We start from the raw sequence: 26,756 nt of genomic DNA, 5'->3' as shown, positions 1-26,756 counted from the left end.
GCACGCAGACCCACCCCCATTCAGCCCTGCACGCAGTTGCGCCCTGCGGCCTTGGCGCGGTACAGCGCACGGTCGGCCGCTTCCACCAGCGCCACGGCGGCACCTTGGGTGGAGCCGTGGGTAGTGCCTTGTGTAGCACTTTGTGTAGCGCCTTGTGTCGCGCCAGCCTCACCGCACTGCGCTGTCGCCACGCCGATGCTGGCCGTCACATGGCCGAAGCGGCTGCTGCGGTGCTCCAGGCCCAGGCCCTCGATGCGCGCACGCAGCCGCTCGGCCACCTGCAGCCCGCCGGCCTGGTCCGTATTGGGAAGCACCACGGCCAGCTCCTCCCCGCCGTAGCGCGCCGCCATGTCGCCGGGCCGCTGCACGGCCTGGGCCAGGGCGCGACACACTGTCTGCAGGCAGGCATCGCCTGCCACATGGCCGTAGGCGTCGTTGTAGCCCTTGAAATGGTCCAGATCGATCAGCAGCAGCGACAGCGGCGTGCCCTCGCGCACGGCGCGCCGTGCCTCGCGCTCCAGCACCTCGTCGAAGCGGCGCCGGTTGGCCAGGCCCGTGAGCTGGTCCTGGGCGGCCAGCACCTCCAGCCGGCGGTTGGCCTGCAGCAATTCCTCGCGCGCGCTGACCAGGGAGCATTCGGCACGCGAGCGCAGCCGCATCGCCGCCGTCAGCCGCCAGCCGATCAGCGCAATCGCCAGAAACAGCCCCAGCACCACGGCCAGCGTCAGCTGCGCCTGGCGCTGCCAGGAACTGAGCGCCTCGTCGCGGCCCAGGGCCACCGTGGTCACCAGCGGATAGCGCTCGCTGCGCAGGAAGGCATAGATTCTTTCCGTGCCATCCAGGCCCGAGCGGAACGACGCCGTGCCCGACATCGCCCCCGCATAGTGGCGCAGGAAATTGGGCGACTGCGAGAAGTCCCGGCCCAGGTCCTGCTCACGGAAGGGGTGGCGCACCAGCAGTTGCCCGCCCGGCGTGCTCAGTGAAATGGCGCCCTGCTCGCCGATGTCGATCTTGCCGAACAGCCGCAGGAAATTTTCCACACCCAGCGTCACCACGACCACGCCGGCAAACTGGCCCTCGCTGTCGGTATAGCGCCGGCTGATGGTGATCACCCATTCGCTTGTGGAGCGGCTGCGGATCGGCGGCCCGATGTAGATGCCTGACGACGGGTCGTCGCGGTGGTGCGTGAAGAAGTCGCGGTCCGCGCTTTGCGTTCCTGGGGGAAACGTCCCCTTGGACGACATCAGCCAGCGCCCCTGCGCGTCCACGACCAGCAGCTCGTTGAGCTGGTTCAGCAGCTGCTCCTGGCGGTTGACCAGATGCAGCACGCGCTCCAGGTGCGCGGCACCGGCGCCATCCAGCTCCAGCCTTTCGGCAATGCCCAGCAGCAGCATGGAGCTTTGGGTGATCACGCCTTCGGAATAGGTATTCAGCGTCTGCGCCAGATTGCGGTTGACGGTATCCACCTCGGCCAGCGTGCGCTGGCGTGCAGCCACCAACTGCCACACCGTGGCCGCCGACACCGACACGAACACCACGGCCAGCAGCCAGCCCACCAGGCGGGTATCGCGTTTGACGGGCCGACCGCTGCGGCTGCGGCAGGCCCTTGTCCACCAATCCCTCTTCGTCACATGCACCTGCGCCATCTCGGCGGTCTCGCCGCCGTCCGATCTTGGGGTTTTCTGCGTCCGGGTTCAACGCCAGTGCAGCTTCCTTCCGCAAGCGATTCCCGTCCTCGACCCAGGTCGAGCGGGAAGAACCCGCGAACCCGGTATTGTCCCCGGCTTCGGAAAAATCGGCCGGCAGGGTTGGGATTGGGGGGTGCTGCCAACAGCTTCAGGCTGAATGCGGATGGCAGGCCTGTGATCACAGGCCTTATCGTTAAGGCATGGGTGATCAGCCGGGGCCGTCGCTCGCGGCAGCAAGAAGCGGCACCAAGACATCACCGATCGGGGTCGGAACCCCGCGCGCCCGGCCGCGGCGCGCGATAACGCCGTTGCGGATATCCCATTCGAGCGGGCGGCCTGCTTCGCGATCCGCCAGTATGGACGTGCCCAGGTCGGCAGGGGATGCCTGGAACTTGTCGAGGATCGCCTGCGGGACCTCATCGCCCAGTTCAGCACCTTCGGCGCGTGCCACGGCCAGGCACTCCTGCAGATAGTCCAGTGTGAGCTTGGAGATGTCGTGCCGGCCGTACATGCCCGAGCGGCGATGCGTGAGCGCCATGAGCCCGGCCGCCGCGTTCTGCAGCAGCTTTTGCCAGGCCAGAGATCTGAAATTCGAAACCAGGTCTACCAGGCACCGGGAGCCTTGCAGTGCCTGCGCAACCACGAGGGAGGCCGCTTCGTCAGGCAGGCTGATCCGAGCATCGCTGCGCAGGAGCACCGACCCATCGGATTGCGCCTGCGCAGGGAACCACACGACTGCAGGAACGACTCGCCCCTGAGGGCACAGCGCAGTGACACTCTCCAACTGCTCGACCCCGTTTTGCAAGACACACACGACGGTTTGCGGGCCGCTCAACGCCGCAAGCCATTGCGCAGTGGCAGCGGTCTGAGTCGCTTTGACCGCGAGAAAAACGAGGTCCACCGGGCGTGCAATCTGTGCTGGATCCGTTCTCACCGGCCCGGGAACAACGATGCGAACACCGCTACCTTGCAGCACCAGGCTGTCACGCGGCGTACGGCCGCAAAGCATGGGCGTGCGGCCGACTTCGTGCAACGCAGCAGCGACGGTGGTCCCGATCGCACCGGGCCCCAGGACAGCGATTCTTGTATGGACTTGTTGATTCACTGAAGCGGATTCCTCGAAACGGATGCTCGGCGCCGGCCTCGACACCTGAAAAGGACAATTATGGAGTGCCACGGGCGCAGTGGAGGGCTGCTCTTGGCTGTGCCTGCATAGGTGCAATGCATCTTGATAGTTTCTCAGTATTCATCCCGGCAAAATACACGTCAGTGGACTCTTTCATTGGGCATGCAATATGAGTTGACGAACATTGCAGTATTCCGTAACGATTGACGCATATCCGGCTTTGATATTCCGTGCCTTTTGGCGAATTGCTCGACCGCCGCTGTGTCAAAACGCGTAGTCTGGATGAAGTCCAGGGCTTCGGCATCCGTATTCAAAAACCGTGCGACCGGAGGAATGCTCAAAAGCCATTTCAGCAATCGGAGCGAAATATGATGCCTTGGGGACTTTATTCCAAGGGGTTGTGCCACCTCTGCCAGGAGTTCTCGCAAGTTGGGACTTTGGTCGTCAAGCGCCAGGAGCTCCTGACCGACCATGGAAGGATCAAAAGCGCAAGCCGAAACCAGCTCGACCAGATAATCCACAGTGACCAATGGCAACCAGTGCTCTGCGCTACCGGGCACTGCAGCCAGTTTTCCCTGCGTTAGATTGCGTATCAGATCCACCAGTGGCTGGCTGCAAGGTATATGTCCCGTGCGGCTATGACCACAGACCGTTGCGGGGTGCACGACGGTCATTTTCCCTCCCTTGGCAGCCATGAACTCCAGGGTCGCGAAATGCGCCTCCAGTTTGCTCCCCTCGTAAGCGCCGACACGCCGATAGACGGCAGGCCAATGAGTCCTTTCCGGATGGCCGGGATCAATTCCGATGCGCTGCAGATGTTCATTGTTCTTCAGCATATAGCCGCCGATCATCACCAGCCGGCTATCTTGCTGCGCTGCCAACAACGCCACGCGCTTTGCACCTTCCACATTCACAGCACGCGAATGCTCCATTGAAAGGCCCCACGCGAAGTGGGCGCCCAGGTGGAACACAACTTCGGCCTGCCGCAAAGCCTCTCGATCGGAAAGACTCAAGCCGAGGCTCTCCTGCTCCAGATCGCCAGCCACGGCAAAGACACGGTTTGCGACACCTCCCAGATTGTCGACCTGCTCCCGCAGTTGCGCCAGGCGCTCCGGGCGACGCATCAGCACCCGAATCGTGTGACCTTTTGCGCTCAGGCATGACACCAGATGCTGGCCGATGAAGCCGGTCCCTCCCGTAACAAAGCACTCCACGCTCATTTTTCTGCTCCTTGGCACGATGAAAAATCGAGTGTAGACTGTCGACCCAACTCTATAGTCAAGCGTTTTTTCATGAATATCGGCGAACTCGAGGTCCGCAGCGGCGCCAGCCGCCATACCCTGCGCTACTACGAGAAGATCGGCCTTATCGCACCATTGCGGCGAAACAACAATTACCGTGTTTACACACCGCAAACCCTGCAGGATCTTGGATTTATCCAGCGCGCACAAAGCATGGGATTTTCTCTTGCGGAAATAGGCGAAATTCTGGACGCGCAGAGAAACAAGTCAATCGATTGTGCCGAGGGTGCCAAGTTGATTGAAAAGAAAATGCTGGAAATCAGAAAGAAAATCACTGAGCTCAAAAGCATTTATCGGTATTTGGACGAGGAGCGTGCAAATCTCGAGGCCAGTGCTGCCAAGCAACTTGAGCTTCAGCGACTCAACAACGCCTTGAAGTGAGCTGTCGGCATCCAGACAACAGCGGCAATCGCTGCATGGCTGCTCCCGGCATCACCCGAGTACATCCGCGCAGCCTGGACAGAAAACGCATCTGCCGCGCCAAGGCATGGCGCAGCCATTCATCCACGGCTATGCTCAATACCTTTGCCGTTGCGCAGTCGGCGCCCGCCCTGCAACGGACCTTGACTGTTCAGGACCTCCCATGCACATCGAACCCGGCGTCGTCAGCCCCGAAAAAATCGCCCTCAGTTATGTCACCGCCGCAGCGGCCTTCGGCCTGACCGCCGCCCTGGCACGGCAAAGCCTGCGCGACAACGGCGGCTGGCTCGCGCTGCTGGCCCGCAGTGTCATCACCACCGCGCTGGTGTTCAGCTTCTTCGAGGTGTTTCCGCACGAGCCGGTCGGCGTGTCCGAGGTCCATCTGATCCTGGGCTCGACCTTGCTGCTGATGTTCGGCGCGGGAGCTGCGGCCATCGGCCTGGCGTTCGGCCTGCTGGTGCAGGGCCTGTTCTTTGCCCCCTTCGACCTGCCGCAGTACGGCATGAACGTCACCACCTTGCTGGTGCCGCTGTATGCGGTGAACCAACTGGCGCGCCGGCTGATTCCCGCCGGCACGGCCTATGTGGACATCAGCTACAGGCAGGCCCTGGCCCTGTCCACCACCTACCAGGGCGGCATTGTCCTGTGGGTCGCGTTCTGGGCCATCTACGGCCACGGTGCCAGCCTGGCAACCTTGACCGAAGTGGCAAGCTTCGGTGCTGCCTACATGTGCGTCGTGCTGGTGGAACCCCTGGTGGACCTGGCGGTGCTGTGGCTGGCCAAGCGCCTGGCGACCTTCACCCAAGGGCCGCTTTTCAATACCCGCCTGCACGCCGTTGCGGTCTGACAGGGCCGGCTCCCCCGGTCACGGTTGACGCCCCATAGGGCATCTTGCCCCGGTGCTCCCGCCTTGCCGCCCCCGGGCCACCATGGCAAAGCGGGGAGCGGCAGGTGCATGGACGGCCCCGCGCGCAGCCGTGGCCGCTTCCTCTTGGTCCAGAATGACCAGGTCCCTCTTCATCAGCCTGCCGGCAAGCGAGCTCGGCAAATCCACCGCCTTCCACAAGGCCCCGGGCTTCCAACAGAGCCCGCAGCCCAGCAGTGAGGACGGCTTCGCCATGGTCTGGAGCGGCGGGATGCCTGCGCAGTGCAAGGACCCGGCGTTCGCCTCCGCGACGTGGCCTTGGCAACGCGGCCGACGCCGGAATCGCTGCAGCCGGGTGATCGGGCAAGCCTGAAAACCCGCTTCCTGCGACAATCCGCGCCGCTCGCTTTGCTCCACTGCATCGCGACGGCACGGACCGTCGCCGCATTGCTCCTTGTCTGGCGGCTCTCACAAGGAGCGCGCCTGCGCCGATACCTCCATCGCCCATGGCTCTCGACCCCTTCACCCTGCTCGTTCTCACCACGGCCATGGCGGCCGCTTCGGCGCTGTATCTGGCTGCGGAATGGAGCAGCGTGCGCGAACGCTCGCTGCTGCTGTGGAGCGCGGGGTTCGCCATCATCGTCGTGGGCTGCGTGCTGGCCCTGCTGCGTTCCAGCGGCCATGTGCTGCTGGGCATCTGGTTTCCCAACGGCCTGCTGATCGCCGCCCACTGGCTGTTCCTGGCCGGGGTCGCCGGATTCATGCGCGTGCGGCTGTCGCACTTCTGGTGGCTGCTGGCCGTCGTCTGGCTGGCCATGCTGTTTCTGCCAGACGGGCCCTGGTGGTCCAAGGCGATGCTGGGCATCCAGTCGCTGCTGATCGCCATCACCACCTTGCGCGCCGGCCTGCTGCTGCGCCCGCATGGCGGCGCGCTGGGCATGGGCGCGGCGCAGTTGAGTTTCGTGCTGCTGGCGCACGGCCTGTTCTACCTCGCCAAGGCAGGATCGACCGTGGCGCTGGACGCCTTCGTCAACCTGGGCAGTTTCCGCGGCACGGTGATCCTGATCTCGCTGGTGGAGGGCGTGATGGCGATCATGCTGCTGGCCATGTCCATGACCGGGACAGAGCGCCATCGCCGCGAGGAGCGCATCGCGCAGATTGCCGCCCGAGATCCGCTGACCTCCCTGGACAACCGCCGCGCGCTCTATCTGCGCGCACCGGCGCTGCTGGCACAAGCCTCGCCGGCCCGCCCCGGCGCCCTGCTGCTGATCGACATCGACCACTTCAAGCAGGTCAACGACCTGCACGGCCACGATGCCGGCGACCGCCTGCTGATGACGCTGAGCGACCTCATCCGCAGCGTGCTGCCTCGCGGCGCACTGGCCGCGCGGCTGGGCGGGGATGAGTTCGTGATCCTGCTGCACAACGTCTGCGGCACGGCCGCGCAGGCGCTGGGCCAGGACTTGCGCGAGGCGTTCGTGCAGCAGGCGCGCGCGATGTTCGCGACGCCGCAGCCCGTGTCCCTGAGCATCGGTGCGGCCTTGTTCGACCAGCCCGGAACAGAGCTGTCCCACTGGCTCAAGCAGGCCGACGAGGCCCTCTATGCATCGAAGCGCAAGGGACGGGACCGGATGGAACTCGCCCCGCTTGCCCCAGGGCGGCCCCACGGATGATCTGCTTACCGCAGGTGGGCCGCTTGCGTGCACTTGCAGGTCACATCTGCCGCTGATAGGGGTCCGGGCCGGTTCAGTCCGGGTCGTTTTGGCGCCTCAAGGCGTCAATGCAAAGTCCACCGCAGCCTCGGCATGCAAGGCCGTGGTGTCCAGCACGGGCACGGGGCAATGCGCCTGCTGCACCAGCAGGCTGATTTCCGTGCAGCCCAGCACCATGGCCTGGGCGCCCTGCCCGGCCAGCTGCGCCATGATGCGCTGATAGGTGCGCCGCGACTCTTCCCGTATCCGGCCTGCGCACAGTTCCTCGTAGATGATGCGGTGCACTTCGGCGCGGTCCGCCTCCTGCGGCACCATCACCTCCAGCCCCTGCTGCTGCAGGCGCTCGCGCATGAAGGGCTGCTCCATGGTGAAGCGGGTGCCCAGCAGCCCCAGCCTGCGGTGGCCTGCCGCCCGGGCCGCATCGGCCACCGGGTCGGCAATGTGCAGAAAAGGGATGCGCACCGCTGCCGCAATGCGGTCTGCCAGCTTGTGCATGGTGTTGGTGCACAGCAGCACCCCATCCGCCCCGCCATCCTGCAGCCGCCGCGCGGCATCTTCCAGCAAGGCGGCTGCGTCATCCCAGCGGCCTTCATGCTGGGCCAGCTCGATGGGGCCAAAATCCACGCTGTACATGAGCAGTTTTGCAGAGCGCAGCGGACCCAGCCGGTCGCGCACGCCCTGGTTGATGAGCCGGTAGTACTCGGCGCTGGACTCCCAGCTCATGCCCCCGATGAGACCGATGATGCGGTGAATTTCCGTGTGGTTTGCGTTCATGCCTTCAGTGTGGGCAGCGCCCGGTTTCCCGTCTATCAAGAAATTTCAGTTCAAGACACAAGGCGCCAGGGTGATGAAAGTTCAGGAACTACCGGGATTCGAGGTGCAGCTGCTGGGCCGCGCGGCCTACAGCAGCCATGACCCGACCCGCCTTCATTCGCTGGGCATTGCGCTGGAGCGCCAGCAAGGCGTGCATGCCATTGGCAGCGACCGCCGCGTGGACTTCGACACATGGCCCGGCACGGTGGCACGCACGCCACCGGGGGTGGATGTGTTTTCCGAATCGGCCACGGGCGGCGAGTACCTCGTGGTTCGCTGTACCCCTGCGCAATGGGAGCAATGGCTGGACGACGCAGTGCCTGACACCGAAGCCCGGCGCGTTGTGCACCCTGGCCAGCGCGCCGCCTTGCAGATTGCGCACCAGCTGCGGCAACTGCTGCTTTGCCCCGAGACGGACACCCTGGCAATAGAGCAGGCAGCCCTGCACTTCATGGCCCGGCAATGCGTCGATGCGAGGGATGTGCCCCATGTGCCCATCCCGCGCATCGATGCATTGCGCCCGGTGTATCGGCCGGTTCTGGAGCGCATGGCGGCCGAGTTTGCACAGCCGTTGAGCATTGCCCAGCTGGCCCGGATGACCCGTCGCACCCCGCTGCGTTTTCTGCGTGAGTTTTCCCAGCTGCTTGGCATGACTCCGCATGCCTATCTTGTGGAGACCCGCATACAGGCGGCCCGCTCCATGATGCGGGCGGATGCCGATTCGCTGGTCTGTATCGCCCACGATTGCGGCTTCAGCCATCAATCGCACATGGGAGCCGCGTTTCGCAAACATCTGGGGCTGACGCCCAGCCAGTACCTGGCCCGCATTCGCCATACGGCCAGGCAGTGACCGATGGAGCACCTGGAACCGTCACGCCCGGGGCATGCGGCATGACCGGTGTTCCAGACGGTGCAATGAACTTGCAAGTTCCCGCGTTGGCTTTTCATTCCCATTGTCAATCCGAACAGACGGACTCGACCTGCGCACTTCAACCGCGCATACTTAGGGCCATTGCTCTCCCCCTGTTCTGATTTGGGATGGCGCGGCAACCCCAACCTTGCCGTGTTCCTGCCAATGGAGCGGACTACCGATAATTCATTCCCGTTATCAACGGCATATCGTGCCGCTCGGCCATACCGGGCAGAACTGAGGACCGCCAATCCGCCAGCAGCGCGTCAATTCAATGTGCGTACACATCTGATAGAGCAGATCAATGAAATGACCCCTCGAAAATCCACATTCGCACCTTTGAGCAGAATTTTTGCTTTCGCCATTGAACTGGATGGAGTGGACCGTGTGCTGTCCGTGGTCCGGCGGCATCTGGGCATGGATGTGGCCTTTGTGGCCCGATTCCGCGAAGCGGATCGGGTGCTGGAGCATGTGGACGAGAGCACTGGCGGAGTGATTTTCCGGCAGCAGAAGATTCCATTGAACGAGGGCTATTGCCAGAAGGTGGTCAATGGCGAATTGCCGCAGTTGATTCCAGACACGTCCCGTTTACCCGCTGCACAGGAAATACCGGAGACGCACACCATTCCCATCGGCTCGCACCTGAGCGTACCGATCCGCCTGGATGACAACCGTCTGTACGGCACCTTGTGCTGCTTCAGCCACCAGCCCAATCCCGCGCTGGGTGAGCACGATATGTCGCTGTTGCGGGCATTCTCCGATTTATTGGGACTGCATTTCAGTGCAACTTCTGCGGTCCAGCATGCTAGGGACAAAGCGGCCAACGAAATCCGCCTTGCCATGCAGGGCAATGCGCTGCGCCCTGTATTTCAGCCCGTATACACCATCGCGACAGGCAGGCTGCACGGTTTTGAGTGCTTGTCGCGCTTTGACCTGGAGCCATTTCGCCCGCCAGACCAATGGTTCAAGGCAGCGCACGAAGTCGGCCTGGGGCTGGAGCTGGAGCGCCATGCAATCGACACGGCACTTGGCGCGCTCGGTCGCCTGCCAACCGATTGGCTGCTCGCAGTCAACTGCTCGCCGCAGCTGATCCAGTCGGGGCAGCTGCCCCGGCTTCTGGGTTCGGACCAGGATCTGTCGCGCGTGACGCTGGAAATCACGGAGCATGCCGCCGTGGATGACTACAGGGCTTTGGCCGATGCACTGGCTCCGCTGCGGCGCCGGGGCGCGACCTTGGCAGTCGACGATGCCGGTGCCGGCTACTCCAGCATGCGGCACATCCTGCATCTTCAACCGGACATGATCAAGCTGGACATGAGCATCACGCACGACGTCGATACCGACCGCAGCCGCCGTGCGCTCGCCAAGGGGCTCACGAGTTTCGCGCACGAAATAGGAAGCGTGGTGGTCGCCGAAGGTGTGGAGACTGCCGAGGAATTCAATGCGCTGGCAAGCCTTGGCGTGGATCTGGCCCAGGGCTACTTCTTTGCCAAGCCGATGGGGTCAGCACAGGCGCTGGCCATGGGGCTTGCCAGGGCCTAGGGCCCAGGCGTTCAAGCTTTCGAGCCTGCGTGAATGCGTGCCTGCCTGCATGCGTGCGTGAATGTGCTGTGGCGACGCAGCGTTCTCCCGCCACCTTGACCGGGATCAAGCACACACCAGCCATGGTGCCCGAGCAAGGCGCCCGTTGCGCGAAGCCGTAGTGCACCCGGCGCATAATCGCCTGCATTCTTTCCCCAGCCCATCCGCCATTGCAGGTCTGCATGCGGCAGGCGCGTCCAGCGGCCATCGCGGCGCCCCAGCATTTCCCCAGACTTCCAGCAACAGCCTCCCGGCAGGCGGTCATGGGCATGCCCACGGTGAACCCAGATGGAAGTTTTGAAGCAACTCGAACCCCTCATGCGCGACATCATCGCGCCCCAGGCCGCGCAGATCGACGAGCAGGCACGCTACCCGCGCGCCGCGCTGGATGCACTGGCGGCAGCCGGCCTGCTGGGCCTGATCAGCGCCAGCGAGGTGGGCGGCCTGGGCAAGGGCCTGGCCGAAGCGGTGCAGGTCGTCGAGCGCATTGCCCAGGACTGCCCCTGCACGGCCATGGTGCTGACCATGCACTACTGCGGCGTGGCGCTGATCGAACCCTTTGCCGACGACCCTGTGCGCCGCGAGATCGCGGCCGGCCGCCACCTCACCACGCTGGCCGTGTCCGAAGCCGGCTCGCGCAGCCATATCTGGGCGCCGACGGGCACGGCGACCGCCGCTGAAGATGTCATCCACCTGAACGCGCTCAAGAGCATGATCACGTCGGCCGGCGAGGCCGATTCCTATGTCTGGATCTCGCGCGCCACGCAGGGCGAGGGCAATACGCTGTGGCTGGTGGACAGCCGGCTGCCGGGCCTGTCCATTCCCGGACGCTTCAACGGCATGGGGCTGCGCGGCAATGCGTCCTCGCCCATCGAGGCACGCAACGTGGGCGTTCCACGCGCCCGCATGCTGGGCGCCGACGGCGAGGGCGAGGCCGTGAAGGGCCGCTATCTGATGCCCTTCTTTCCCACGCTGATCGCCACCACGTCCATCGGCCTGATGCAGGGCGCGCTGCGCCGCGCCGTGGCCCATGTGGCGGGCACGCGCTTTGCGGAAAGCGGCAGCTCGCTGGCCGACCTGCCCACCATCCGCGCCTACCTGGCCCGTGCCCAGCTGCGCCTGGAGCAGGCCCGCCTGCTGCGCGACGATACCGTGGCCGCCGTGCAGGCGGCCCGGGCCGATGCGCGCACCCGCCTGCTGCAGAGCAAGGCCGCAGCCGCCGAGGCCGCACTGGAAGTGACCGACATTGCCATGCGCGTGTGCGGCGGCGCCGCCTTCCGCAAGGAGCTGGGCATAGAGCGCCTGTTCCGCGATGCGCGCGCCGCCTCGGTCATGGCGCCCACCACCGATGTGATCTACGACATGCTGGGCAAAGGCATGTGCGACGCCGCCGCCTGAGCCTGAACGGCAGAACCCGTCGATCGCTTCACCCCTCCTCCCCCATCCAGCAAAGGACTTCCGCATGACGACAACCGCCCCCGTGATCAAGCTCGGCGCCGTGGCCTACGCCCCCAAGGTGATCACCATCTGGGAAGGCTTCAAGGCGTATTTCATCGAGCGCGGCTACTACTTCGACTACGTTCTCTATTCCAACTACGAGTCGCTGACCGAGGCGTTGATGGCAGGCGATGTGCACCTGGCCTGGAACTCGCCGCTGGCCTTTGTGCGCGCCGACCGCATGGCCCGCGCGCGCGGCCTGCGCGTGGAGTCCATCGCCATGCGCGATACCGACCTGGACCTGCATTCGCTGCTGGTCGTGCCCGCAGACAGCCCCATCCAGAGCGTGCAGGACCTGCACGGCAAGACCGTGGGCTTCGGTGCCGTGGATTCGCCCCAGGCCACGCTGATCCCGCTGGACCATCTGCGCCAGCAAGGGCTGGTGGCCGGGCGCGACTACACGGCACGCCGCTTTGACGTGCTGGGCGGCAAGCACGGCGACCACATCGGCGGCGAGCGCCTGGCCGCCGCCGCCATGGTGGCCGGCGAGATACAGGCTTCATGGATGGTGGGCAAGAACTACCTGGCCTTTGCGCGCGAAGGCACGCTGCCGGCCGGCGGCACGCGCGTGCTGGCCACCTCGGGCGCCTTCGACCACTGCAACATGACGGCCGGCCCGCACATCGATGCCGGGCGTGCCGCCGCCTTCCGCGACATCCTGCTGGCCATGTCCTGGGACGACGCGGCAGTGCGCCCGCTGCTGGAGCTGGAAGGCCTGAAGGTCTGGCACCCGGGCCGCGGCACGGGCTACGGCCTGCTGGAGCGCGCGGTGACGGACGAGGCCTTCTACGACGCCGAAGGCCGCATCACCGTGCAGGACTACCGTTACTGATACGCGCCATGGCCATGCCTGATTCCTCCAGCCCCGCCCAGCAGGCCGCCGATATGCAGGCTGCCGATCTGCCTGTCATCGACCTGCAGGGCCTGGGCTTCGATGCCGGTGCCCATCTTCTGGTCAAGCACGCGCTGGCCGCCCTGCCCGTGGGCGGGCAGCTGCGCGTGACCGGCAGCTCGCCGGGCTGGCAGGCCCAGCTGTCGGGCTGGTGCAGCGACCAGGGCCACGGCCTGCGCTGGGAGGACGGCGCGGGTGCAGCACAGTCCATGGCCATCGTGGCGCGCGGCAGCGCGCAGTCCGGGCGCTGGCGCGGCGCGGCGCACACGGGCCGCAGCGATGCACGCTCGGGCGACGGTGCCGTGGCCGCGCAGGCCCAGCCGTTCTGGGGCCTGGCCGCGCGTGGCGCGCAGGTGGAAGCCGGGGCGCCGGCCTTCCATTTCCGGCTCAGCGACAAGCTGCAGGTCTGGACCGACAGCGCCGCCGACCTCTACGCCCAGGCCGTGGCCGCGCAGTGGAATGCCGACACCGATATCGACTGGTGCGATGCGCCCGAGCTGCCCGCGCCCGTGGAGGACGCCATCGTGCAGCTCATGACCTACATGGTGGAGAACGAGAACGCGGCCCTGCTGGTGCCTGCGCGCTTCCTCGGCCAGTTGCACCCGCACTACCGCGAACTGCAGGCTGCGCTGGCCATCCAGGTGGCCGACGAGGCGCGGCACATCGATGTCTTCACGCGCCGCATCCGCCGCCACGGCCGCGAGCCCGCCCTGTCCACGGCGGGTGGCCAGGCCTCGCTCAAGAGCCTGCTGGACGAGACGGATTTTTCCGTGGCGGGTTTCCTGCTGTCGGTGCTGGGCGAAGGCACCTTCGTGCACCTGCTGCAGTTCCTGCAGACCGAGGCGCCCGACCCCCTCACACGCCAGATCTGCCGCCTGGCCGCGCGCGACGAGGCGCGCCATGTGGCCCTGGGCATGTCCCACCTGCTGTACCGCCTGCAGCACGAGCCCGGCTTCCAGCACCAGCTGGCCCAGGCCGTGGAGCAGCGCTTCGACAACCTGGCCGGCACCTCGGGCCTGAACGAGGAAGTCTTCGACGCCCTGATCCTCATCGCGGCCGGCACCCTCACCCCCGAGGCCCTGGCCCGTGGCGCCGCCCGCGTGCAGCAGCTCATGCGCGACATGGCAGACGGGCGTCTCTCCAAGCTGCTGCGGCTGGGCTTCGAGCGCGGGCACGCCGAGCGGCTGGCCTCGCTGCATACGCGCAATTTCATGTAGGCACGAGAAACGGACCCGGTGCGCGGTGCCCGGTGGCCATAGGACCGGCGCCGGTCAATCCACGATCAATTTATTGCTGTTCAGCAGCTGCGTGATGATCTGCTGATCCGTGGCGGCACCGGAATACAGCGTCTGCAGATTCACGCCTTCCAGGATGATCTGCTGGGTCTCGGCCGATGCCGAATAGCTTGCACCCACCGCATGGGAGTCCGCACCGAAGCCGCCCGTGTGGCTGACATGGACCCAGGTATCACCTCCCGTGATCTCGAAGTGCAGGTAGTCGGCCAGGTTGCCTGCGGCATTGCCGGGGCCTGCGGATTCACCCTGCAGCAGGTCGCGCAGGTCCAGTACATCACCGCCTGCGCCGTTGGCTCCCGCGGCCGCCATGGCGAAGTTCTGGATTCGGTCCATGGCCGGTGTTCCTGCCGCCCCCTGGTCTCCCAGCGACCAGGCAAAGACATCCACGAAGTTCTCGCCCGCATCACCGCCGCTCATCAGATCGTTGCCGGGGCCACCGGCCAGCAGGTCCGTGCCCGATCCCGCGTTGAGGGTGTCGTTGCCGCTGCCGCCCATCAGCACATCGGAGCCTGCGCCCGCCGACAGGTTGTCGTCGCCAGCGCCTCCGAAAACGATGTTGTTTCCGTTGGTGGCGCTGATGGTGTTGGCGCCGTTGCCACCAACGATGTATTCGCTGGCCGAGCTGCCCGTATAGCTGCCGCTATGGGTCGTGGTGACATCCACGGTCGTATATGAGGCCTTGAGCGTGACCACGGTGGATGTCGATGCCGTGAAGCCGCCGCTCACCTCCGTCGCCGTGGCCTGGACCGTGAGATTGGTGGCGTTCGTGGTGTAGCTGCCAGGCAGATTCAGGATGAGATTGGGCAGGTCGGCTTCGGTGAACTGCCAGACACCACCACCCAGGTTCGTGCCCGCATTGAAGGACAGATTGGTGGGCAGTCCACTGATCCTGATCGACAGGGTTTCCGAGCCATCCGTATCCACCAGCTTCGTGGTTATCGGAAACCTGACGCTGGTCCCGCCTGTGCCGTGTGCGATGGCCAGCAACGTGGCAAAGCTGATGCTACGCGGGATGTCCGTGGCAACCATCCATTGATCTGCCACGGCAACCGGTGCATCGTTCACGGGAGTGACCGTGATGGAAACAGTGACGATGTTTCCCATGGCCAGCCCATCGCTGGCACGGTAGGCAAAGCTGTCGGAAACCGTCTCGCTGCCGTTGTGGATATAGGTGAAGGTGCCATTGCCGCTCAGCGTCAGGGACCCGTTCGCCGGACCCGTCACCAGCACCGCGACGAGCGGATTGCCGTCAGGGTCCGTGTCGTTGGCCAGCACGCTGGTTGCACCGCTGGCAAGGACCGTGGCCACAGCGCCCTCGGCCACCACTATCGCATCGGAGACAGACACTGGCGGTTGATTGCCGGAGGGCGCAGCAGCAACCGTCACCGACACGCTGGCCGTGGCAAAGCCGCCCCTGCCGTCGCCAATGGTGTAGGTGAAGCTGTCGCTGCCGGTGAAGTTGGCGTTCGGCGTGTAGACCGGATTGCCCGTGACGGCATCCACGACCACGGAACCGTGGGTGCCCTGGGTGATGCCGGAAACGGTCAGGCTGTCCCCATCCGCATCGCTGTCGTTCCCGCGCACGGCGATGGCGACGGATGTATCGGCATCGGTGGTGGCCGTATCGTTGCCGGCCACGGGCATCCGGTTCACGAAAACACTCAGCGTGCTGGACGCGCCGGTCTGCACGGTGTAACCGATGCCCAGCGGATGGCCGCCGCTGTAGTTCGCATCCGCCTGGAAAGTGAAGCTGCCGTCTGCCTGCAGTGCGAAGGTCCCGCGCCCCGCCACGTTCCGGGAGCTGCCGGCCGCCACGGTCTGGCCTTCATAGGTGAAGCTGGCGACCACGAGCGCCCCATCGGCATCGGAATCGTTGGACAGCACATTGCCCGTGCGCTGCCCGGCCGTGTCCACCTGCACGCTGTCGGGCGCAAGCACGCTGGCGTGGCTGCCGTGCGCGGCGGCCGCCGCGTTGGCGCACAGCTGCGCCACATCCACCCAGCAGGAGCCGCCCGCCTCCAGCGTGGCGCCGACCGCGCAGGCGCTGCCGGGACGCGCGGCCGTCGAGGGAATCGCGCCGGGCACGCCCAGCGGAAAGCAGGTGTTCCACACAGGGTCCGTGATGCCGGTGACTTTCAGCCGCACCGACGTCTGGTTGCGATAGACCACGGGCAGGAATCCCTGCGGTGCGCCATCGGCACCCAGCGCTGTCGTCTGCACGGGAACGGTGAGCGTCTCGCCTGCGGCCTGGTTGAAGGCTTCCTGCAATTCCTGTATCTGGGCCTGCACCCGGTCGCCCCAGGCCGCCGTGGCCGCTGTCGCCACGACAGCACCGCCCAGGGCCCAGGCACGCAGGCCGACCAGGGAGATCCGCCCTTTTTGCACACCCCGCACAAGGCAGGCCCCCAAGGCCAACGCCAGCAGCGCAAGAGCGCCAGGGTGGTCCACAGGAATCGCCGCCGGCGCCACGGCTGCCAGCGGTGCCGCAGTGATGCTCTGGGCCTGGGCTGCCGGCACGGCACAGGCCACGGCCAAGGCGCCCAACGCCTGTGCGAGCCCCGTGCCACGGGCAAGGAATTGGAAAAGTTGCAGCATGGGTCTGGCCTGGAAGAAAAGATCCGAAGATCCGAACAGGCGGGGAGCGGTCCCCGCCACTGCCTTCAGGCAGGCCACAAATGACTGCGCTGCTGACAATTTCTTACTTTAGACGACGACCTGCGCAGCGCATATCCCTGAAAGCAGGTAATTGGCCAGCGGGCACCGGCTCTGGCAAGGGCCGCTCGAAGGCCGCACGACCCCTCCAATGCGCCCAGCTCGTCCGACCGCCCGCCCTTGCCTGGCAGGTACCGGCCCAGATCCACCCCGCCCACATGCGGGCCGCATATCACTCGACTTGTGACAACCCTAGAAAACCCAGGGATTTTCTCGCGGGCCTTTGTGATTTTTCCCATCAGAAAAACCGAGCCGCATCAGCGAATTAAGTCAATGGAGCCGGAGAAAGTTTCGCAAAAAGACAAACGCCTGCGCAATCTGACAAGAGAAAGCTTTTCCAAATGTAAACAATTGTTTATTCAGCCTGTAAGATTCCTCCAGTCAATCAGTGTTTCCCATGGGACAGGCCTGCGCCACCCCACAGATGCATTCATCATGAAAATGCATCAATCAAGCAGGATCATTGATTTTTTCAAGCAAGAATTCTTACTCAATCCATCTTTTGACGCACAACATCCACGGCCACCCAGATGAGAGCGCATCCAGATTGTGGAGAATAATATCCGACCATCACCAGCGACCTGATCAGGGAAACAATAAAATCAGCCGGGCCGAGCAATTGCTGCAGGCGTGCAAATGGCCGGAGCCGCCGATATATCCATCATTGGTACTCAGGCATATTCAGGAAGCGCAGGCGATTTTCGAATTGCACCGCATGCCTGACCGCGCGGTGTCGTCGCGCATCGCAGCGGCCTTCATCCATTGCCAGCTGGGTGAGGAGCGCAATGCCATTTCACTGGCCACGGCGGCCATGGCCAATCCCGCGCTGCTGCCGCCCGAGGCCCTGGTGCGCGCCACCTATGTGCTGGCGCTGGCGCATGGCCGGCTGGGCGAGCTCGATACCGCCCTGCAATTGATCGAAGGCAAGGACCATGATTTTGCGCAAATGGCGCCCGGAGACAGCCCCTGGCTCCCCGCCCTGATCACCTGGGCCAGGGCGCAAATCCTCTGGAAGGTCTTTCTTTATAAAAACCACCAGGACCTGTGGTGCGGGCCGCCGCCCGATTCAGGCCTGGTCCAGCTGGGTGCCGCTGCGCCCGACAGCGCTGCCTTGCAGGACCTGCTGGGGAATGTGGGCCGCCAGCTGCCAGCGGGCCTGGCCTGGCCGTACAGCGAGCTGCTGCGGCTGTCGCTCAAGGGGCTGGAGTCGGGCCGGCGCGAGGCTGCCGCCGTGGTCCGCGCCATTGAGCGCATCGGCATCCACTACCAGGCCAAGAACCCGCCCATTGCAGGCTGGGCCTGGCTCAGCAGTGCGCTGGTGCATTGCAGCAAGCGCCAGTACGGACAGGCGCTGCAGGCCGCCGTACTGGCCAAGTCCACGGCGCAGACCTACCAGTTGGAGGGCCTGCACCGCAATGCGCTGGTCTATGAGTACCACATACAGGAAACGCAGGGCGATTTCGCGGGCGCACTGTCCACGCTGAAGGCGCTGAACATCATGCGACTCAAGAGCATGGCCATCAGTCCTTATCTGGAGAAATCACGATTCACGGCCATGGACGAGGCGCGGTTGCATGACCTGGAACCTGCCTATGTGAAACGCGCCCTTCAATACATAGAAGACAACCTGGACAAGAAACTGCTGGTGCAGTCCATTGCCGACCATTGCCGCGTCAGCCGCCGCACGCTGGAAGTTTCATTTCGCCATAGCCGATCATGCAGCATTGGTGAATATATAAGACAAAGCCGTATCCACCTGGCTGCGGAATCCTTGCTGACCACGGATCAAAGCATAGGACAGATTTCCTCCCGGCTTGGATATTCCTCCCTCTCCACATTTTCCAGGGATTTTTCCGGCCATTATGGGATACCGCCATCGGCCTGGGTTCGGCACCACCGGCTGACGTGATTTGAAAAATCCTGGAATGCATATGACGGGCGTGTATTCAGGCCCTACCGATCACCCGAAGCAACACGCAAAGTAGGACGCAAAGGAAGACGCATGAAATATCTGAAGAATATGAAAACGGGCTCCATGCTGGGTCTGGGTTTCTCGGTTCTCATCCTCATCGCGCTGTCGATTGCGCTGCTGGGCCGAGCGCGGCTGATCCAGGCCTCGGACGATGTCTCCTACCTGGCCGACACGCGCATCACCAGCCTGCTCAGGCTGGTGGAGGTCAAGAGCTCGGTGGAGTTCATCTTCCGCGGCGTGCGCAGTCTGGCGCTGATCGAAGACCCTGCGGAAAAGGCCCTGGCCAAGGCCACGCTGGACACGCAGCGCCAGAAGATAGGCCAGCTCATGGAGCAGTTCCGCGAGGGACTGACCACGCCGCAGGGCATCGCCCTGTACGACCGCATGAGGAATGCGCGCACCGCCTACCTGCCGCTGCTGGACCAGTTCATGGCCGCGGCCATGCGGCATGACCTGCCCACCGTCTCGGCCATGCTGGGCAGCAGCGGAGAGTTCCGCAGGCAGCAGGACGCGTTCTTTGCCGCCATCAACGACATGCTGGCCCACCAGCAGGTGCGTGCCACGGAAACGGCCCAGGCCACCGAAGGCAAATCGCTGGCCGCCGGCCGGCAGATGCTGTCGCTGGCCCTGGCCTCGCTGTTGCTGGGTGCGCTGGTGGCCTGGGCCATCACCCGCCGCATCAAGGGCCTGCTCGGTGGCGAGCCGGCCTACGCGGCCCAGGTCACGCAGGAAGTGGCCAAGGGCAACCTGGCGGTGAACGTGCAGCTGCGCCGGGGCGATACCACCAGCCTGCTGGCCAGCCTGGAGGCCATGCGCGCCAGCCTGGCCGGCATCGTCAGCCAGGTGCGCCACAGCAGCGAATCGATTGCCACGGGCGCCAGCCAGATCGCCTCGGGCAACGCCGACCTGAGCGCGCGCACGGAAGAGCAGGCCGCCAACCTGGAGGAAACGGCTGCCTCCATGGAGCAGATGACCGCCACCATTCAGCAGAACGTGGACACGGTGCGCAGCGCCTCGGGCCTGGCCCAGTCGGCCAGCGCCACGGCCGTGCACGGCGGCGAGGTGGTGCATGGCGTGGTCAGCACCATGGAGGACATCACGCACAGCTCGCGCAAGATCGGGGAAATCATCGGCGTGATCGACGCCATCGCCTTCCAGACCAACATCCTCGCGCTCAATGCCGCCGTGGAGGCCGCGCGTGCCGGGGAACAGGGCAAGGGCTTTGCGGTAGTCGCCTCCGAGGTGCGGTCGCTGGCCCAGCGCTGCGCCAATGCGGCCAAGGAGATCAAGGGCCTGATCAGCGAGAGCGTGGGCAAGGTCGCCGCCGGCTCCCGCCAGGTGGCCGAGGCCGGCAGCACCATGAACGACATCGTCACCCAGACGCACCGCGTGGCCGAACTGATCTCCGACATCGGTGCCGCCACGCAGGAGCAGTCCCAGGGCGTGACCCAGGTCAGCGACGCGGTGCAGCAGCTCGACCAGGTGACGCAGCAAAACGCTTCCCTGGTGGAAGAGTCTGCCGCTGCTGCCGACAGCCTGAACAAGCAGGCCGCGCAACTGGTGCAACTGGTCAGCGTGTTCCGGCTGGATGAGAACGCGACCCGCCCCCAGGCCGCCCTGTCCAAGTCCACGACAGTGGCAGCGGCCGTGCCGGCGCGCGCACAGACCGCCAGGCCGGCTCCCGCGCTGGCCCCTGCCGTTCCCCTCCCTGCCAAGCCCTTGCGCGCGGCAGCGGCTGCGGCCTCCAGCGCGCCTGTGGCGCTGCCCGCCAAGGCAGCAATACCCCGCCGCGCCACGGCGGCCGGAATGGCCGAGATGGCCGAGACCGATGAGTGGGAGCAGTTCTAGAACAGGCTCAGCGCATAACCAGGCCGCCATCGACGAACAGTACCTGTCCCGTCATGAAGCCGCTCAGTTCCGAGGCCAGGAACAGCACCGGCCCTGCCACGTCTTCGGGGCTTGCCAGGCGGCGCAGCGGCGTGGCGGCCATCAGCGATTCTCGGAAGGACTCGCGCGTGTCCTGCGTGCCCTGCGTGGGATAGACCAGGCCCGGCGCCACGCAGTTGACACGTATGCCCACGGGCCCCAGCTCGCTGGCCAGGTTGCGGCTGAAGGCCACCAGCGAGGCCTTGGCCGTGGTGTAGTCGTGGTACGGCACGACGGGGTGCTCCACCAGGTTGCTGGCGATGTTGACGATGCTGCCCCGCGCACGCTGGCGCATCTGCGGCAGCACGGCGCGGCAGACGTTGAAGGCCGCGCCCACGGCACCGTCGTACTGGGCCTGGTAGTCGCTCCAGTCCAGGTCGTCGAAGCGGCGGCGGCGCTCGGGGTCGAAGGCGTAGGGTTTGAAGGCGTTGTTGACCACGATGTCGATGGCGCCGGCCTCGCGCGCGATGGCCTCGGCCATGGCCTGGACGGCAGGCTGCGAGCCTACATCGGCCTTGATGGCCCAGGCATCGCCTCCGGCCTGCTTGCCCGCAGCCTGGCAGGCCGCCACGGTGCGGGCGGCGGCAGCGTCGTTGGACAGGTGGTTGACCGCCACGAGGGCGCCCTCGCGCGCGAAGGCGGTGGCAATGGCCGCGCCTATGCCGCGGCCGGCGCCGGTGACCAGTACCACCTTGCCTTGCAGGCCCAGGGAAGACGGCTGTGCCATCTCAGGCCCCGGGCAGCAGGCTGGTGTCCACCACGTCGGACACCTTGATCTGCCTTTGCACCATGCCCAGCGCGCGGTAGGCGTCGGCGCCCTTTTGCAGGGCGGCCAGGTCGAAGCTGCCCAGCGGCTTGCCGGCCTGCAGCGGCTGCGAAGACGCATTGCGCAGGCGAATCACGTCCAGGTTGATGTCGCGCTGGGTGCCGTCGATGGCGTGCTTGCCGGCCAGCGTGGCGGCTTCCTCGGGGTTGGCCATCATCCAGGCGGCGCTGTCGCGGTAGCCCTTGAGGAAGGCGCGCAGCAGGTCCTTTTTGTCGCGCAGCGTGTCCTCGCGCACCACGAACATGTCGCTGGAGATGTTGAGGTGGTCGCGCACCTGCATCACATCGACCTCGCCAATGCCTTTGCGCAGGCCCACGGCCAGGCCGGTGTCGGTGGCGGCCGTGGCATCGACCTGGCCCTGCATCAGCGGCGCGAAGTTGAGCAGGCCGGTGACGACGATGGTCACGTCCGACTCCTTGAGGCCGGCCTGGTGCAGCATCACCAGCAGGTTCTGGCGCGTGCCGCTGGACAGGCTGTAGACGCCGATCTTCTTGCCCTTGAGGTCCGCCGGCTTGCGGATGCCGGCCGACTTGAGCGAGACCACGTTGAACACGTTCTGCGGGTAGATGTCGTAGATGGCGACCAGCTTCTCGCCCTTGTCCAGCGCCATGAAGAAGGAGCCGGGGTCGGTGAAGGCCACATCGGCCTGGCCGCTGAGCATGTTGCGGATGGCGTCGCCGCCGCCCGCGCCGGGCAGGTAGGCCAGCTCCACGCCCTGGGCCTTGAAAAAGCCCTTGTCGGGCTCGGCCAGGATGTTGGTGATCTCGCTGATGGGCTTGCTCCAGCCCGCCAGGCGGATCTTGCCTTGCACAGGAGCGGCCAGGCAATTGCCGGCCAGCGCCAGGCCGGCAAAACCGGCAGAGGCGCCCAGCAGGCTGCGGCGGGTGAGGAAGGGGGATTGCGGTGTGTGCATGGCGCTTGGGGAAAAGGTTGCGGAAGTGTTCAGGGTGGTCAGGCGGCGCGCGAGCGCAGCAGCCGGCGCTCCAGCACCAGGCAGGCCTGGTACAGCAGCAGGCCCATGGCGGCGATCAGCACCAGGGCGGCGAACATGAGGGTGGTGTCCATCATTCCCTGGGCGGCAATGACCACGGCGCCCAGGCCCCGGCTGGCGCCCATGAATTCGGCCACCACGGCGCCGACCAGGGCCAGCACCACGGCCACGCGCAGGCCCGCAAGAATGGCGGGCAGACCCGTGGGCAGCTTCAGGCGCAGCAGCGTCTGCAGCCGCGTGGCGCCCAGCATGCGAAACAGCTGCAGGCGCTGGGCATCGACCTGGCGCAGGCCGGTCAAGGTGTTTTCCATCAGCGGGAAAAAGCAGATCAGCGCCGTGATCAGCACCGTGGGCAGCATGCCGAAGCCGAACCACAGCACGAACAGCGGCGCCAGCGCCAGCTTGGGCACGACCTGGCTGACCACCACGTAGGGCTTGAGCACACGCTCGAGCAGCTCGGATTCAGCCAGGGCCATGCCCGCCAGCAGGCCGATCGCGCTGCCGGCCGCCAGCCCCAGCAGCAGGGCCTGGAGCGTCGCCCAGATGTGCGGCCAGAAATAGCCCGTGGCCAGCCCCGTCCACAGCGATGCCGCAATGGCCGAGGGCGCCGGCAGCACCAGGGCGGACAGGCCCCATTGCCGCACCAGCAGCTCCCACAGGCCCAGCAGGACCAGCGCCAGCGCGGCGGCCAGCAGGCGGGCATGGAACAAGGACACCGTCATGCCGCCGTCCTGTCCAGGGCTGCGCGCACGCGGGCGCAGTGTTCGTTGAACGCCGGCCCGTGGCGCATGGCCTGGGTGCGCGGCGCGGGCAGATCGACCGCCATATCGGCCACGATGCGCCCGCCGTGCATGAGGGCGATGCGGTCGCCCAGGTAGACGGCCTCGTTGATGTCGTGGGTGACGAAGAGCACCGTGGTGCCGCGCTCGCGGCAGGTGCGCAGCAGGTCATCCTGCAGCTCGGCGCGCGTGATGGCGTCCAGCGCGGCAAAGGGCTCGTCCAGCAGCAGCAGCGGCGGATCGAGGACCAGCGCCCGTGCCAGCGCCACGCGGCTTTGCTGCCCGCCCGAGAGATGGCGCGGATGGCGCTGCGCGTGGCTGGCCAGGCCCAGCTGCTGCAGCAGCGCCAGGGCGCGTTGCTCGTCCTGCGGCGCGGGGCGCCTTTGCAGCGACACGGGCAGCAGCACATTGCCCAGCGCCGTATGCCACTCCAGCAGCGTGGGCGCCTGGAACATGAAGCCCAGTTGCGGGCCGGGCTCGGCCAGCTCGGCGCCACGCAGCAGAATGCGGCCCGACTGCGGCCTGAGCATCCCCGCCGCCAGCTTCAGCAAGGTAGTCTTGCCGCAGCCGCTGCGGCCCAGCAGGCAGTGGACCTCACCGGCCTGCACGCGCCAGTCCACGCCGTCCACCACGGGCGGGCGGCCAGGGTAGGTGAAGACCACTTGCTCGACATCGAGAAACGCCATGGTTGCAGCCCCGTCCGTCCCCTCTTGCAGGTTCGCCATGTCAGTCCGCATACGGCGCAAACGGCTGCGCCGCCGCCTCGGCAGATTGCTCTATCTCGGTCATGCGCACCAGGTCCAGCAGGTTGAAGCGGCCGTCATGGTGCCAGCCGGCCTCGGGCATGCTCATGGAGCCGATGGCACTGATGCGCGTGACGCCGGCCGCGCCCAGCAGGCCCGCCAGCCGGTACAGCTGCTCGGGCGAGGCGGCAATGCCGGCCGTCTGCAGGTAGTCGCGCTGCGCGGCCACCACGGGCACGGCGTCATCCAGGCGGTCCACGCCCACCACGGCAATCGTGCGGTACAGGGCCGTGGGCGCCAGCGGCTGCAGGCTGTCGCTGTACGCCACGCTCCAGGGCGCGTCCACCGGGCCCAGCAGTTGCTGTTCGTCACCCGACCATTCCACGGCCTGCTGCCAGCGGGCCACGGCGGCGCCCTCCTCCAGCTCCAACGGCCGGCGCGCAAAGCGCCGCTGCAGGTTGGCCAGTTCGGCCGCCAGGTAGTCGGCAAAGGCACGCGCAGAGACTGGGGCGCCGCGCTCCACGTAGAAGACATGGGGCGAGTAGCAGCCCTGCTGGTCGTAGCGCATCACGTCCCAGGCCGCCAGCCGCGCCACGGCGGGCGCCTTGAGCGTGTCCAGCGCCTGGGCGCCCACCATGCCGAAGCCCAGCTTGTGGCCATGTGGCAGAAAGCGCGTGGTCACGGGCAGGCGCTGGCGCAGCGCCTGCAGCGTCTGGTTGCCGCCGTAGGCGAGCACGGTGTCGGCCTCGGCGTGGAGCGCGGCGGCGGCATCTCCATTCGCGCCATCTGCCCCATCCACACCCCCCGCTCCGCTCCACCACACCACGGCCAGGCAATCGGCCAGCGGCGGATGCACCTCGGCCAGCAGCCGTGCGAACCAGCCCGCGAACAGCGGCTCGGCGCTGGCCAGCTTGCCAATGGCTGGCGCCTTGACCAGCAGGCCGCAGACCAGGCTCCACAGGGACAGCGCAGGCACATTGCCGGCCCAGCTGTGCATCAGCAGGTCGGGCCCGAAGGCGCGCACCGCGCCGCCCTTGGGCGCGGGCTGGAAGCCGTCGAGCACGGCCGGGTTGGCAAAGTCCTCGGCCACGAAGCGCCGCAGCTGCGCGGCGCGAAAGGTCTTGAAGAAGCCCGTCAGCCCCAGGCGCACCATGTCGGCGTCATAGCCGCTGACCACGGGCAGCCAGGCCTCGGCCTGGCGCCGATAGGGATCGCTGCGGTCCAGCAGGCGGGCAATGGCACGGTCGATGGCATCGATGATCTCGGCCACGGGCATGGCCCTGAGGTGGCGGTCGGCGGCACGGCGCACATGGGCTGCCAGCGCATGCATCTGCGGGCCGGTCAGCAGGGGCACGGAGACTTCCAGCCGCACGCCACCGCGTTCGAAGGGCAGCACATGCCACTGCACCTCGTCCTCGCGCAAACCAGGCAGTTCGGGCAGGTAGCCGGCCGTGATCCGCTCGATGGTCATGCAGCAGCGGCCTTCACGAATTCATCGACCGCCAGCGAGCAGCCCTTGGCCGCTGCGCCCTCGGCACGCCCCAGCAACAGGAAACCGCTGTTCTCGCCATGGCCGGCCCACAGGCCCACGTCCTCGGTGAGGATGGTAGTGACCGCGTTGTAGTTGGCCAGGTCGCAGTGCACGAGAATGCCGCGCTCGCCGGGCGCCACGCTGCGGCCGGTGACGGGCTCGACCAGGCGCGAGCGTATCCAGTGCGGCCCCGACTTGACCGAGGGCAGCGTGGCATTGCCGTCGTCATAGAACTGCGTGCTCAACTCGGTCATGCCGTACATGTTGATGCAGTGGCTGCGCGGCACGCCCAGCAGCCGGGACAGGTCGGCGTAGAAGTCCTCCAGCGGCAGCTCGCGCGACTGGCCCTTGTAGCCGCCCGTGTCCAGGATGCGGCTGCCCGGCGGCAGACGGAAGCTGCGGCCCTGCTCGCGCAGTGCGTCCATCACATGCACCAGGCTGAAGCTGGCGCCCAGCAACGCATAGGGGCGGCCGCTGCGCTCGGATTCCTCCAGCACGGCGCACAGGCCGGGCATGTCCAGGCCGTCGGGGGTGAGGAAGTAGCGGCTGTCGGGAGTGCCGAATTCCGTCTTGGCCAGCGCCAGGTAGTGGGCCAGCGAAGAGTTGGGCATGGCCTGCTCGTCGGGAAAGAGGATGCCCATGGGCAGGCGCTCGTGCCCGGCCATGAAGCGCTGCGCGAAGTTGCGCGTCATCGACGCATCGTAGACATCGAGCGCTGGATGGAAGTGGCGCCCGCGCGCGGACAGTCCCTTGGCCTGGCCCGTGGTGCCGCTGGTCATGAACACGCGCTCCGCGGGCGAGGCCGGCTCGCTGCGCAGCTCCATGGCCTTGAACGCATCGATGGGCACGGCGGGAATGTCGCTCCAGGTCTTCACATTGCGCAGCGTGGCGCCGCGCCGCTGGCAGAAGCTGCGAAACGGCGCATTCGATTCGTATTGGTAGGCGAACAGCCGCAGGGCCAGTGCATCGAACTGCTCGTCGGTGCAGCCGTCCATGGCGATGAATGCAAGCAGGTCTGCGACCAGAGAAGCCGCCTGGGGCCGGGCCTTGTCCATGGAATTCCTTCGAGAGCTGGGACGTGATGCTCCGAAGGCTCCCCCGGCCGTGGCGCATGGGCGGCCACGCAGGGGTGCAGGCTCTTCTTCCGCCGGAATGACCCGGTTCAAGTTCTCGGGT

22 protein-coding genes are annotated in these 26,756 nt (G+C 66.1%); 11 read left to right on the top strand and 11 right to left on the bottom strand.

Annotated features, from left to right (window positions below; genetic code table 11):
* Positions 1-20: 20 nt before the first annotated feature.
* The 3 genes from DTS01S_RS26145 to DTS01S_RS30040 form a co-directional block, all read right to left on the bottom strand.
* The gene (locus tag DTS01S_RS26145; protein ID WP_026062543.1) at positions 21-1,646 is read right to left on the bottom strand and encodes a sensor domain-containing diguanylate cyclase; all 1,626 of its coding nucleotides are present in this window, start codon (positions 1,644-1,646) and stop codon (positions 21-23) included.
* A gap of 250 nt (positions 1,647-1,896) precedes the next feature.
* The gene (locus DTS01S_RS26140) at positions 1,897-2,793 is read right to left on the bottom strand and encodes an oxidoreductase (RefSeq protein ID WP_046986576.1); all 897 of its coding nucleotides are present in this window, start codon (positions 2,791-2,793) and stop codon (positions 1,897-1,899) included.
* Positions 2,794-2,954: 161 nt separating this feature from the next.
* The gene (locus DTS01S_RS30040) at positions 2,955-4,034 is read right to left on the bottom strand and encodes an SDR family oxidoreductase (protein ID WP_074932080.1); all 1,080 of its coding nucleotides are present in this window, start codon (positions 4,032-4,034) and stop codon (positions 2,955-2,957) included.
* 72 nt (positions 4,035-4,106) lie between these two features.
* Here DTS01S_RS30040 and DTS01S_RS26120 point away from each other — a divergent pair, with 72 nt between their 5' ends.
* From DTS01S_RS26120 to DTS01S_RS26105, 3 genes are all read left to right on the top strand, one after another.
* Positions 4,107-4,496: a MerR family transcriptional regulator gene (locus tag DTS01S_RS26120; RefSeq protein ID WP_016450653.1), complete on the top strand. Its 390-nt coding sequence runs from the start codon at positions 4,107-4,109 to the stop codon at positions 4,494-4,496.
* A 202-nt stretch (positions 4,497-4,698) separates the two neighbouring features.
* The gene (locus DTS01S_RS26115; RefSeq protein ID WP_016453227.1) at positions 4,699-5,382 is read left to right on the top strand and encodes an energy-coupling factor ABC transporter permease; all 684 of its coding nucleotides are present in this window, start codon (positions 4,699-4,701) and stop codon (positions 5,380-5,382) included.
* Between the two features lie 524 nt (positions 5,383-5,906).
* Positions 5,907-7,073: a GGDEF domain-containing protein gene (locus DTS01S_RS26105; protein WP_047474028.1), complete on the top strand. Its 1,167-nt coding sequence runs from the start codon at positions 5,907-5,909 to the stop codon at positions 7,071-7,073.
* A gap of 96 nt (positions 7,074-7,169) precedes the next feature.
* Here the strand turns inward: DTS01S_RS26105 and DTS01S_RS26100 are convergent, their stop codons facing one another.
* Positions 7,170-7,886, bottom strand: a complete 717-nt coding sequence (locus DTS01S_RS26100) for an aspartate/glutamate racemase family protein (RefSeq protein ID WP_016450656.1) — start codon at positions 7,884-7,886, stop codon at positions 7,170-7,172.
* A 73-nt stretch (positions 7,887-7,959) separates the two neighbouring features.
* On the opposite strand from DTS01S_RS26100, the gene DTS01S_RS26095 reads away from it, so the two are divergent.
* The 5 genes from DTS01S_RS26095 to DTS01S_RS26075 all read left to right on the top strand — a co-directional run bounded on the left by DTS01S_RS26095 (position 7,960) and on the right by DTS01S_RS26075 (position 14,022).
* Positions 7,960-8,775, top strand: coding sequence for a helix-turn-helix domain-containing protein (locus DTS01S_RS26095; RefSeq protein ID WP_061289632.1), 816 nt, complete (start codon positions 7,960-7,962; stop codon positions 8,773-8,775).
* Positions 8,776-9,144: 369 nt separating this feature from the next.
* A complete protein-coding gene (locus DTS01S_RS26090) occupies positions 9,145-10,377 on the top strand; it encodes a sensor domain-containing phosphodiesterase (RefSeq protein WP_061289629.1) in 1,233 nt (410 codons plus the stop codon).
* 327 nt (positions 10,378-10,704) lie between these two features.
* A complete protein-coding gene (locus DTS01S_RS26085) occupies positions 10,705-11,814 on the top strand; it encodes an acyl-CoA dehydrogenase family protein (RefSeq protein WP_026062547.1) in 1,110 nt (369 codons plus the stop codon).
* A gap of 64 nt (positions 11,815-11,878) precedes the next feature.
* Positions 11,879-12,745: a phosphate/phosphite/phosphonate ABC transporter substrate-binding protein gene (locus DTS01S_RS26080; RefSeq protein ID WP_061289626.1), complete on the top strand. Its 867-nt coding sequence runs from the start codon at positions 11,879-11,881 to the stop codon at positions 12,743-12,745.
* Positions 12,746-12,753: 8 nt separating this feature from the next.
* Positions 12,754-14,022, top strand: coding sequence for a ferritin-like domain-containing protein (locus DTS01S_RS26075; RefSeq protein ID WP_017406012.1), 1,269 nt, complete (start codon positions 12,754-12,756; stop codon positions 14,020-14,022).
* 54 nt (positions 14,023-14,076) lie between these two features.
* Here DTS01S_RS26075 and DTS01S_RS26070 read toward each other — a convergent pair whose 3' ends face one another.
* Positions 14,077-16,695, bottom strand: a complete 2,619-nt coding sequence (locus tag DTS01S_RS26070) for a midcut-by-XrtH protein (protein WP_017406013.1) — start codon at positions 16,693-16,695, stop codon at positions 14,077-14,079.
* A gap of 300 nt (positions 16,696-16,995) precedes the next feature.
* Between DTS01S_RS26070 and DTS01S_RS30705 the strand changes: the two genes are divergently transcribed.
* The 3 genes from DTS01S_RS30705 to DTS01S_RS26060 all read left to right on the top strand — a co-directional run bounded on the left by DTS01S_RS30705 (position 16,996) and on the right by DTS01S_RS26060 (position 20,632).
* Positions 16,996-17,346: a hypothetical protein gene (locus DTS01S_RS30705; RefSeq protein ID WP_139223898.1), complete on the top strand. Its 351-nt coding sequence runs from the start codon at positions 16,996-16,998 to the stop codon at positions 17,344-17,346.
* A gap of 181 nt (positions 17,347-17,527) precedes the next feature.
* Entirely contained in the window at positions 17,528-18,721 is a 1,194-nt protein-coding gene (locus tag DTS01S_RS26065) for a helix-turn-helix domain-containing protein (RefSeq protein ID WP_047326901.1), read from the top strand.
* A 93-nt stretch (positions 18,722-18,814) separates the two neighbouring features.
* Positions 18,815-20,632, top strand: a complete 1,818-nt coding sequence (locus DTS01S_RS26060; protein ID WP_061289622.1) for a methyl-accepting chemotaxis protein — start codon at positions 18,815-18,817, stop codon at positions 20,630-20,632.
* 7 nt (positions 20,633-20,639) lie between these two features.
* Here DTS01S_RS26060 and DTS01S_RS26055 read toward each other — a convergent pair whose 3' ends face one another.
* Genes DTS01S_RS26055 through DTS01S_RS26030 form a run of 6 tightly spaced genes read right to left on the bottom strand, consistent with a single transcriptional unit; the run spans position 20,640 to position 26,635 of the window.
* Entirely contained in the window at positions 20,640-21,437 is a 798-nt protein-coding gene (locus DTS01S_RS26055) for an SDR family oxidoreductase (protein ID WP_046239924.1), read from the bottom strand.
* Between the two features lies 1 nt (position 21,438).
* Positions 21,439-22,449 carry an ABC transporter substrate-binding protein gene (locus DTS01S_RS26050; RefSeq protein WP_046239925.1) on the bottom strand — a complete coding sequence of 337 codons (1,011 nt, stop codon included), beginning with the start codon at positions 22,447-22,449 and terminating at the stop codon, positions 21,439-21,441.
* A gap of 38 nt (positions 22,450-22,487) precedes the next feature.
* A complete protein-coding gene (locus DTS01S_RS26045) occupies positions 22,488-23,249 on the bottom strand; it encodes an ABC transporter permease (protein WP_016450562.1) in 762 nt (253 codons plus the stop codon).
* A complete protein-coding gene (locus DTS01S_RS26040; RefSeq protein ID WP_061289619.1) occupies positions 23,246-24,031 on the bottom strand; it encodes an ABC transporter ATP-binding protein in 786 nt (261 codons plus the stop codon). The genes DTS01S_RS26045 and DTS01S_RS26040 overlap by 4 nt, the downstream gene beginning before the upstream one ends.
* A gap of 1 nt (position 24,032) precedes the next feature.
* Entirely contained in the window at positions 24,033-25,520 is a 1,488-nt protein-coding gene (locus DTS01S_RS26035) for an acyl-CoA reductase (RefSeq protein WP_061289616.1), read from the bottom strand.
* Complete coding sequence (locus DTS01S_RS26030; protein ID WP_016450565.1) at positions 25,517-26,635, bottom strand: LuxE/PaaK family acyltransferase; 1,119 nt, start codon at positions 26,633-26,635, stop codon at positions 25,517-25,519. Before DTS01S_RS26030 ends, DTS01S_RS26035 begins: the two co-directional genes overlap by 4 nt.
* Between the last annotated feature and the right edge of the window lie 121 nt (positions 26,636-26,756).

This window comes from Delftia tsuruhatensis NBRC 16741 (genome assembly GCF_001571325.1).
Lineage (GTDB): Bacteria > Pseudomonadota > Gammaproteobacteria > Burkholderiales > Burkholderiaceae_C > Comamonas > Comamonas tsuruhatensis.
This window is presented reverse-complemented; position numbering and strand designations above follow the sequence as displayed.

What these genes read in the sequence shown, in the direction of transcription:
- DTS01S_RS26145 (WP_026062543.1), bottom strand. Translation starts at nt 1,646, where the DNA reads ATGGCGCAGGTGCATGTGACGAAGAGGGATTGGTGGACAAGGGCCTGC.
- DTS01S_RS30040 (WP_074932080.1), bottom strand. Translation starts at nt 4,034, where the DNA reads ATGAGCGTGGAGTGCTTTGTTACGGGAGGGACCGGCTTCATCGGCCAG.
- DTS01S_RS26120 (WP_016450653.1), top strand. Translation starts at nt 4,107, where the DNA reads ATGAATATCGGCGAACTCGAGGTCCGCAGCGGCGCCAGCCGCCATACC.
- DTS01S_RS26115 (WP_016453227.1), top strand. Translation starts at nt 4,699, where the DNA reads ATGCACATCGAACCCGGCGTCGTCAGCCCCGAAAAAATCGCCCTCAGT.
- DTS01S_RS26105 (WP_047474028.1), top strand. Translation starts at nt 5,907, where the DNA reads ATGGCTCTCGACCCCTTCACCCTGCTCGTTCTCACCACGGCCATGGCG.
- DTS01S_RS26100 (WP_016450656.1), bottom strand. Translation starts at nt 7,886, where the DNA reads ATGAACGCAAACCACACGGAAATTCACCGCATCATCGGTCTCATCGGG.
- DTS01S_RS26095 (WP_061289632.1), top strand. Translation starts at nt 7,960, where the DNA reads ATGAAAGTTCAGGAACTACCGGGATTCGAGGTGCAGCTGCTGGGCCGC.
- DTS01S_RS26090 (WP_061289629.1), top strand. Translation starts at nt 9,145, where the DNA reads ATGACCCCTCGAAAATCCACATTCGCACCTTTGAGCAGAATTTTTGCT.
- DTS01S_RS26085 (WP_026062547.1), top strand. Translation starts at nt 10,705, where the DNA reads ATGGAAGTTTTGAAGCAACTCGAACCCCTCATGCGCGACATCATCGCG.
- DTS01S_RS26080 (WP_061289626.1), top strand. Translation starts at nt 11,879, where the DNA reads ATGACGACAACCGCCCCCGTGATCAAGCTCGGCGCCGTGGCCTACGCC.
- DTS01S_RS26075 (WP_017406012.1), top strand. Translation starts at nt 12,754, where the DNA reads ATGGCCATGCCTGATTCCTCCAGCCCCGCCCAGCAGGCCGCCGATATG.
- DTS01S_RS26070 (WP_017406013.1), bottom strand. Translation starts at nt 16,695, where the DNA reads ATGCTGCAACTTTTCCAATTCCTTGCCCGTGGCACGGGGCTCGCACAG.
- DTS01S_RS26065 (WP_047326901.1), top strand. Translation starts at nt 17,528, where the DNA reads ATGCCTGACCGCGCGGTGTCGTCGCGCATCGCAGCGGCCTTCATCCAT.
- DTS01S_RS26060 (WP_061289622.1), top strand. Translation starts at nt 18,815, where the DNA reads ATGAAATATCTGAAGAATATGAAAACGGGCTCCATGCTGGGTCTGGGT.
- DTS01S_RS26055 (WP_046239924.1), bottom strand. Translation starts at nt 21,437, where the DNA reads ATGGCACAGCCGTCTTCCCTGGGCCTGCAAGGCAAGGTGGTACTGGTC.
- DTS01S_RS26050 (WP_046239925.1), bottom strand. Translation starts at nt 22,449, where the DNA reads ATGCACACACCGCAATCCCCCTTCCTCACCCGCCGCAGCCTGCTGGGC.
- DTS01S_RS26045 (WP_016450562.1), bottom strand. Translation starts at nt 23,249, where the DNA reads ATGACGGTGTCCTTGTTCCATGCCCGCCTGCTGGCCGCCGCGCTGGCG.
- DTS01S_RS26040 (WP_061289619.1), bottom strand. Translation starts at nt 24,031, where the DNA reads ATGGCGAACCTGCAAGAGGGGACGGACGGGGCTGCAACCATGGCGTTT.
- DTS01S_RS26035 (WP_061289616.1), bottom strand. Translation starts at nt 25,520, where the DNA reads ATGACCATCGAGCGGATCACGGCCGGCTACCTGCCCGAACTGCCTGGT.
- DTS01S_RS26030 (WP_016450565.1), bottom strand. Translation starts at nt 26,635, where the DNA reads ATGGACAAGGCCCGGCCCCAGGCGGCTTCTCTGGTCGCAGACCTGCTT.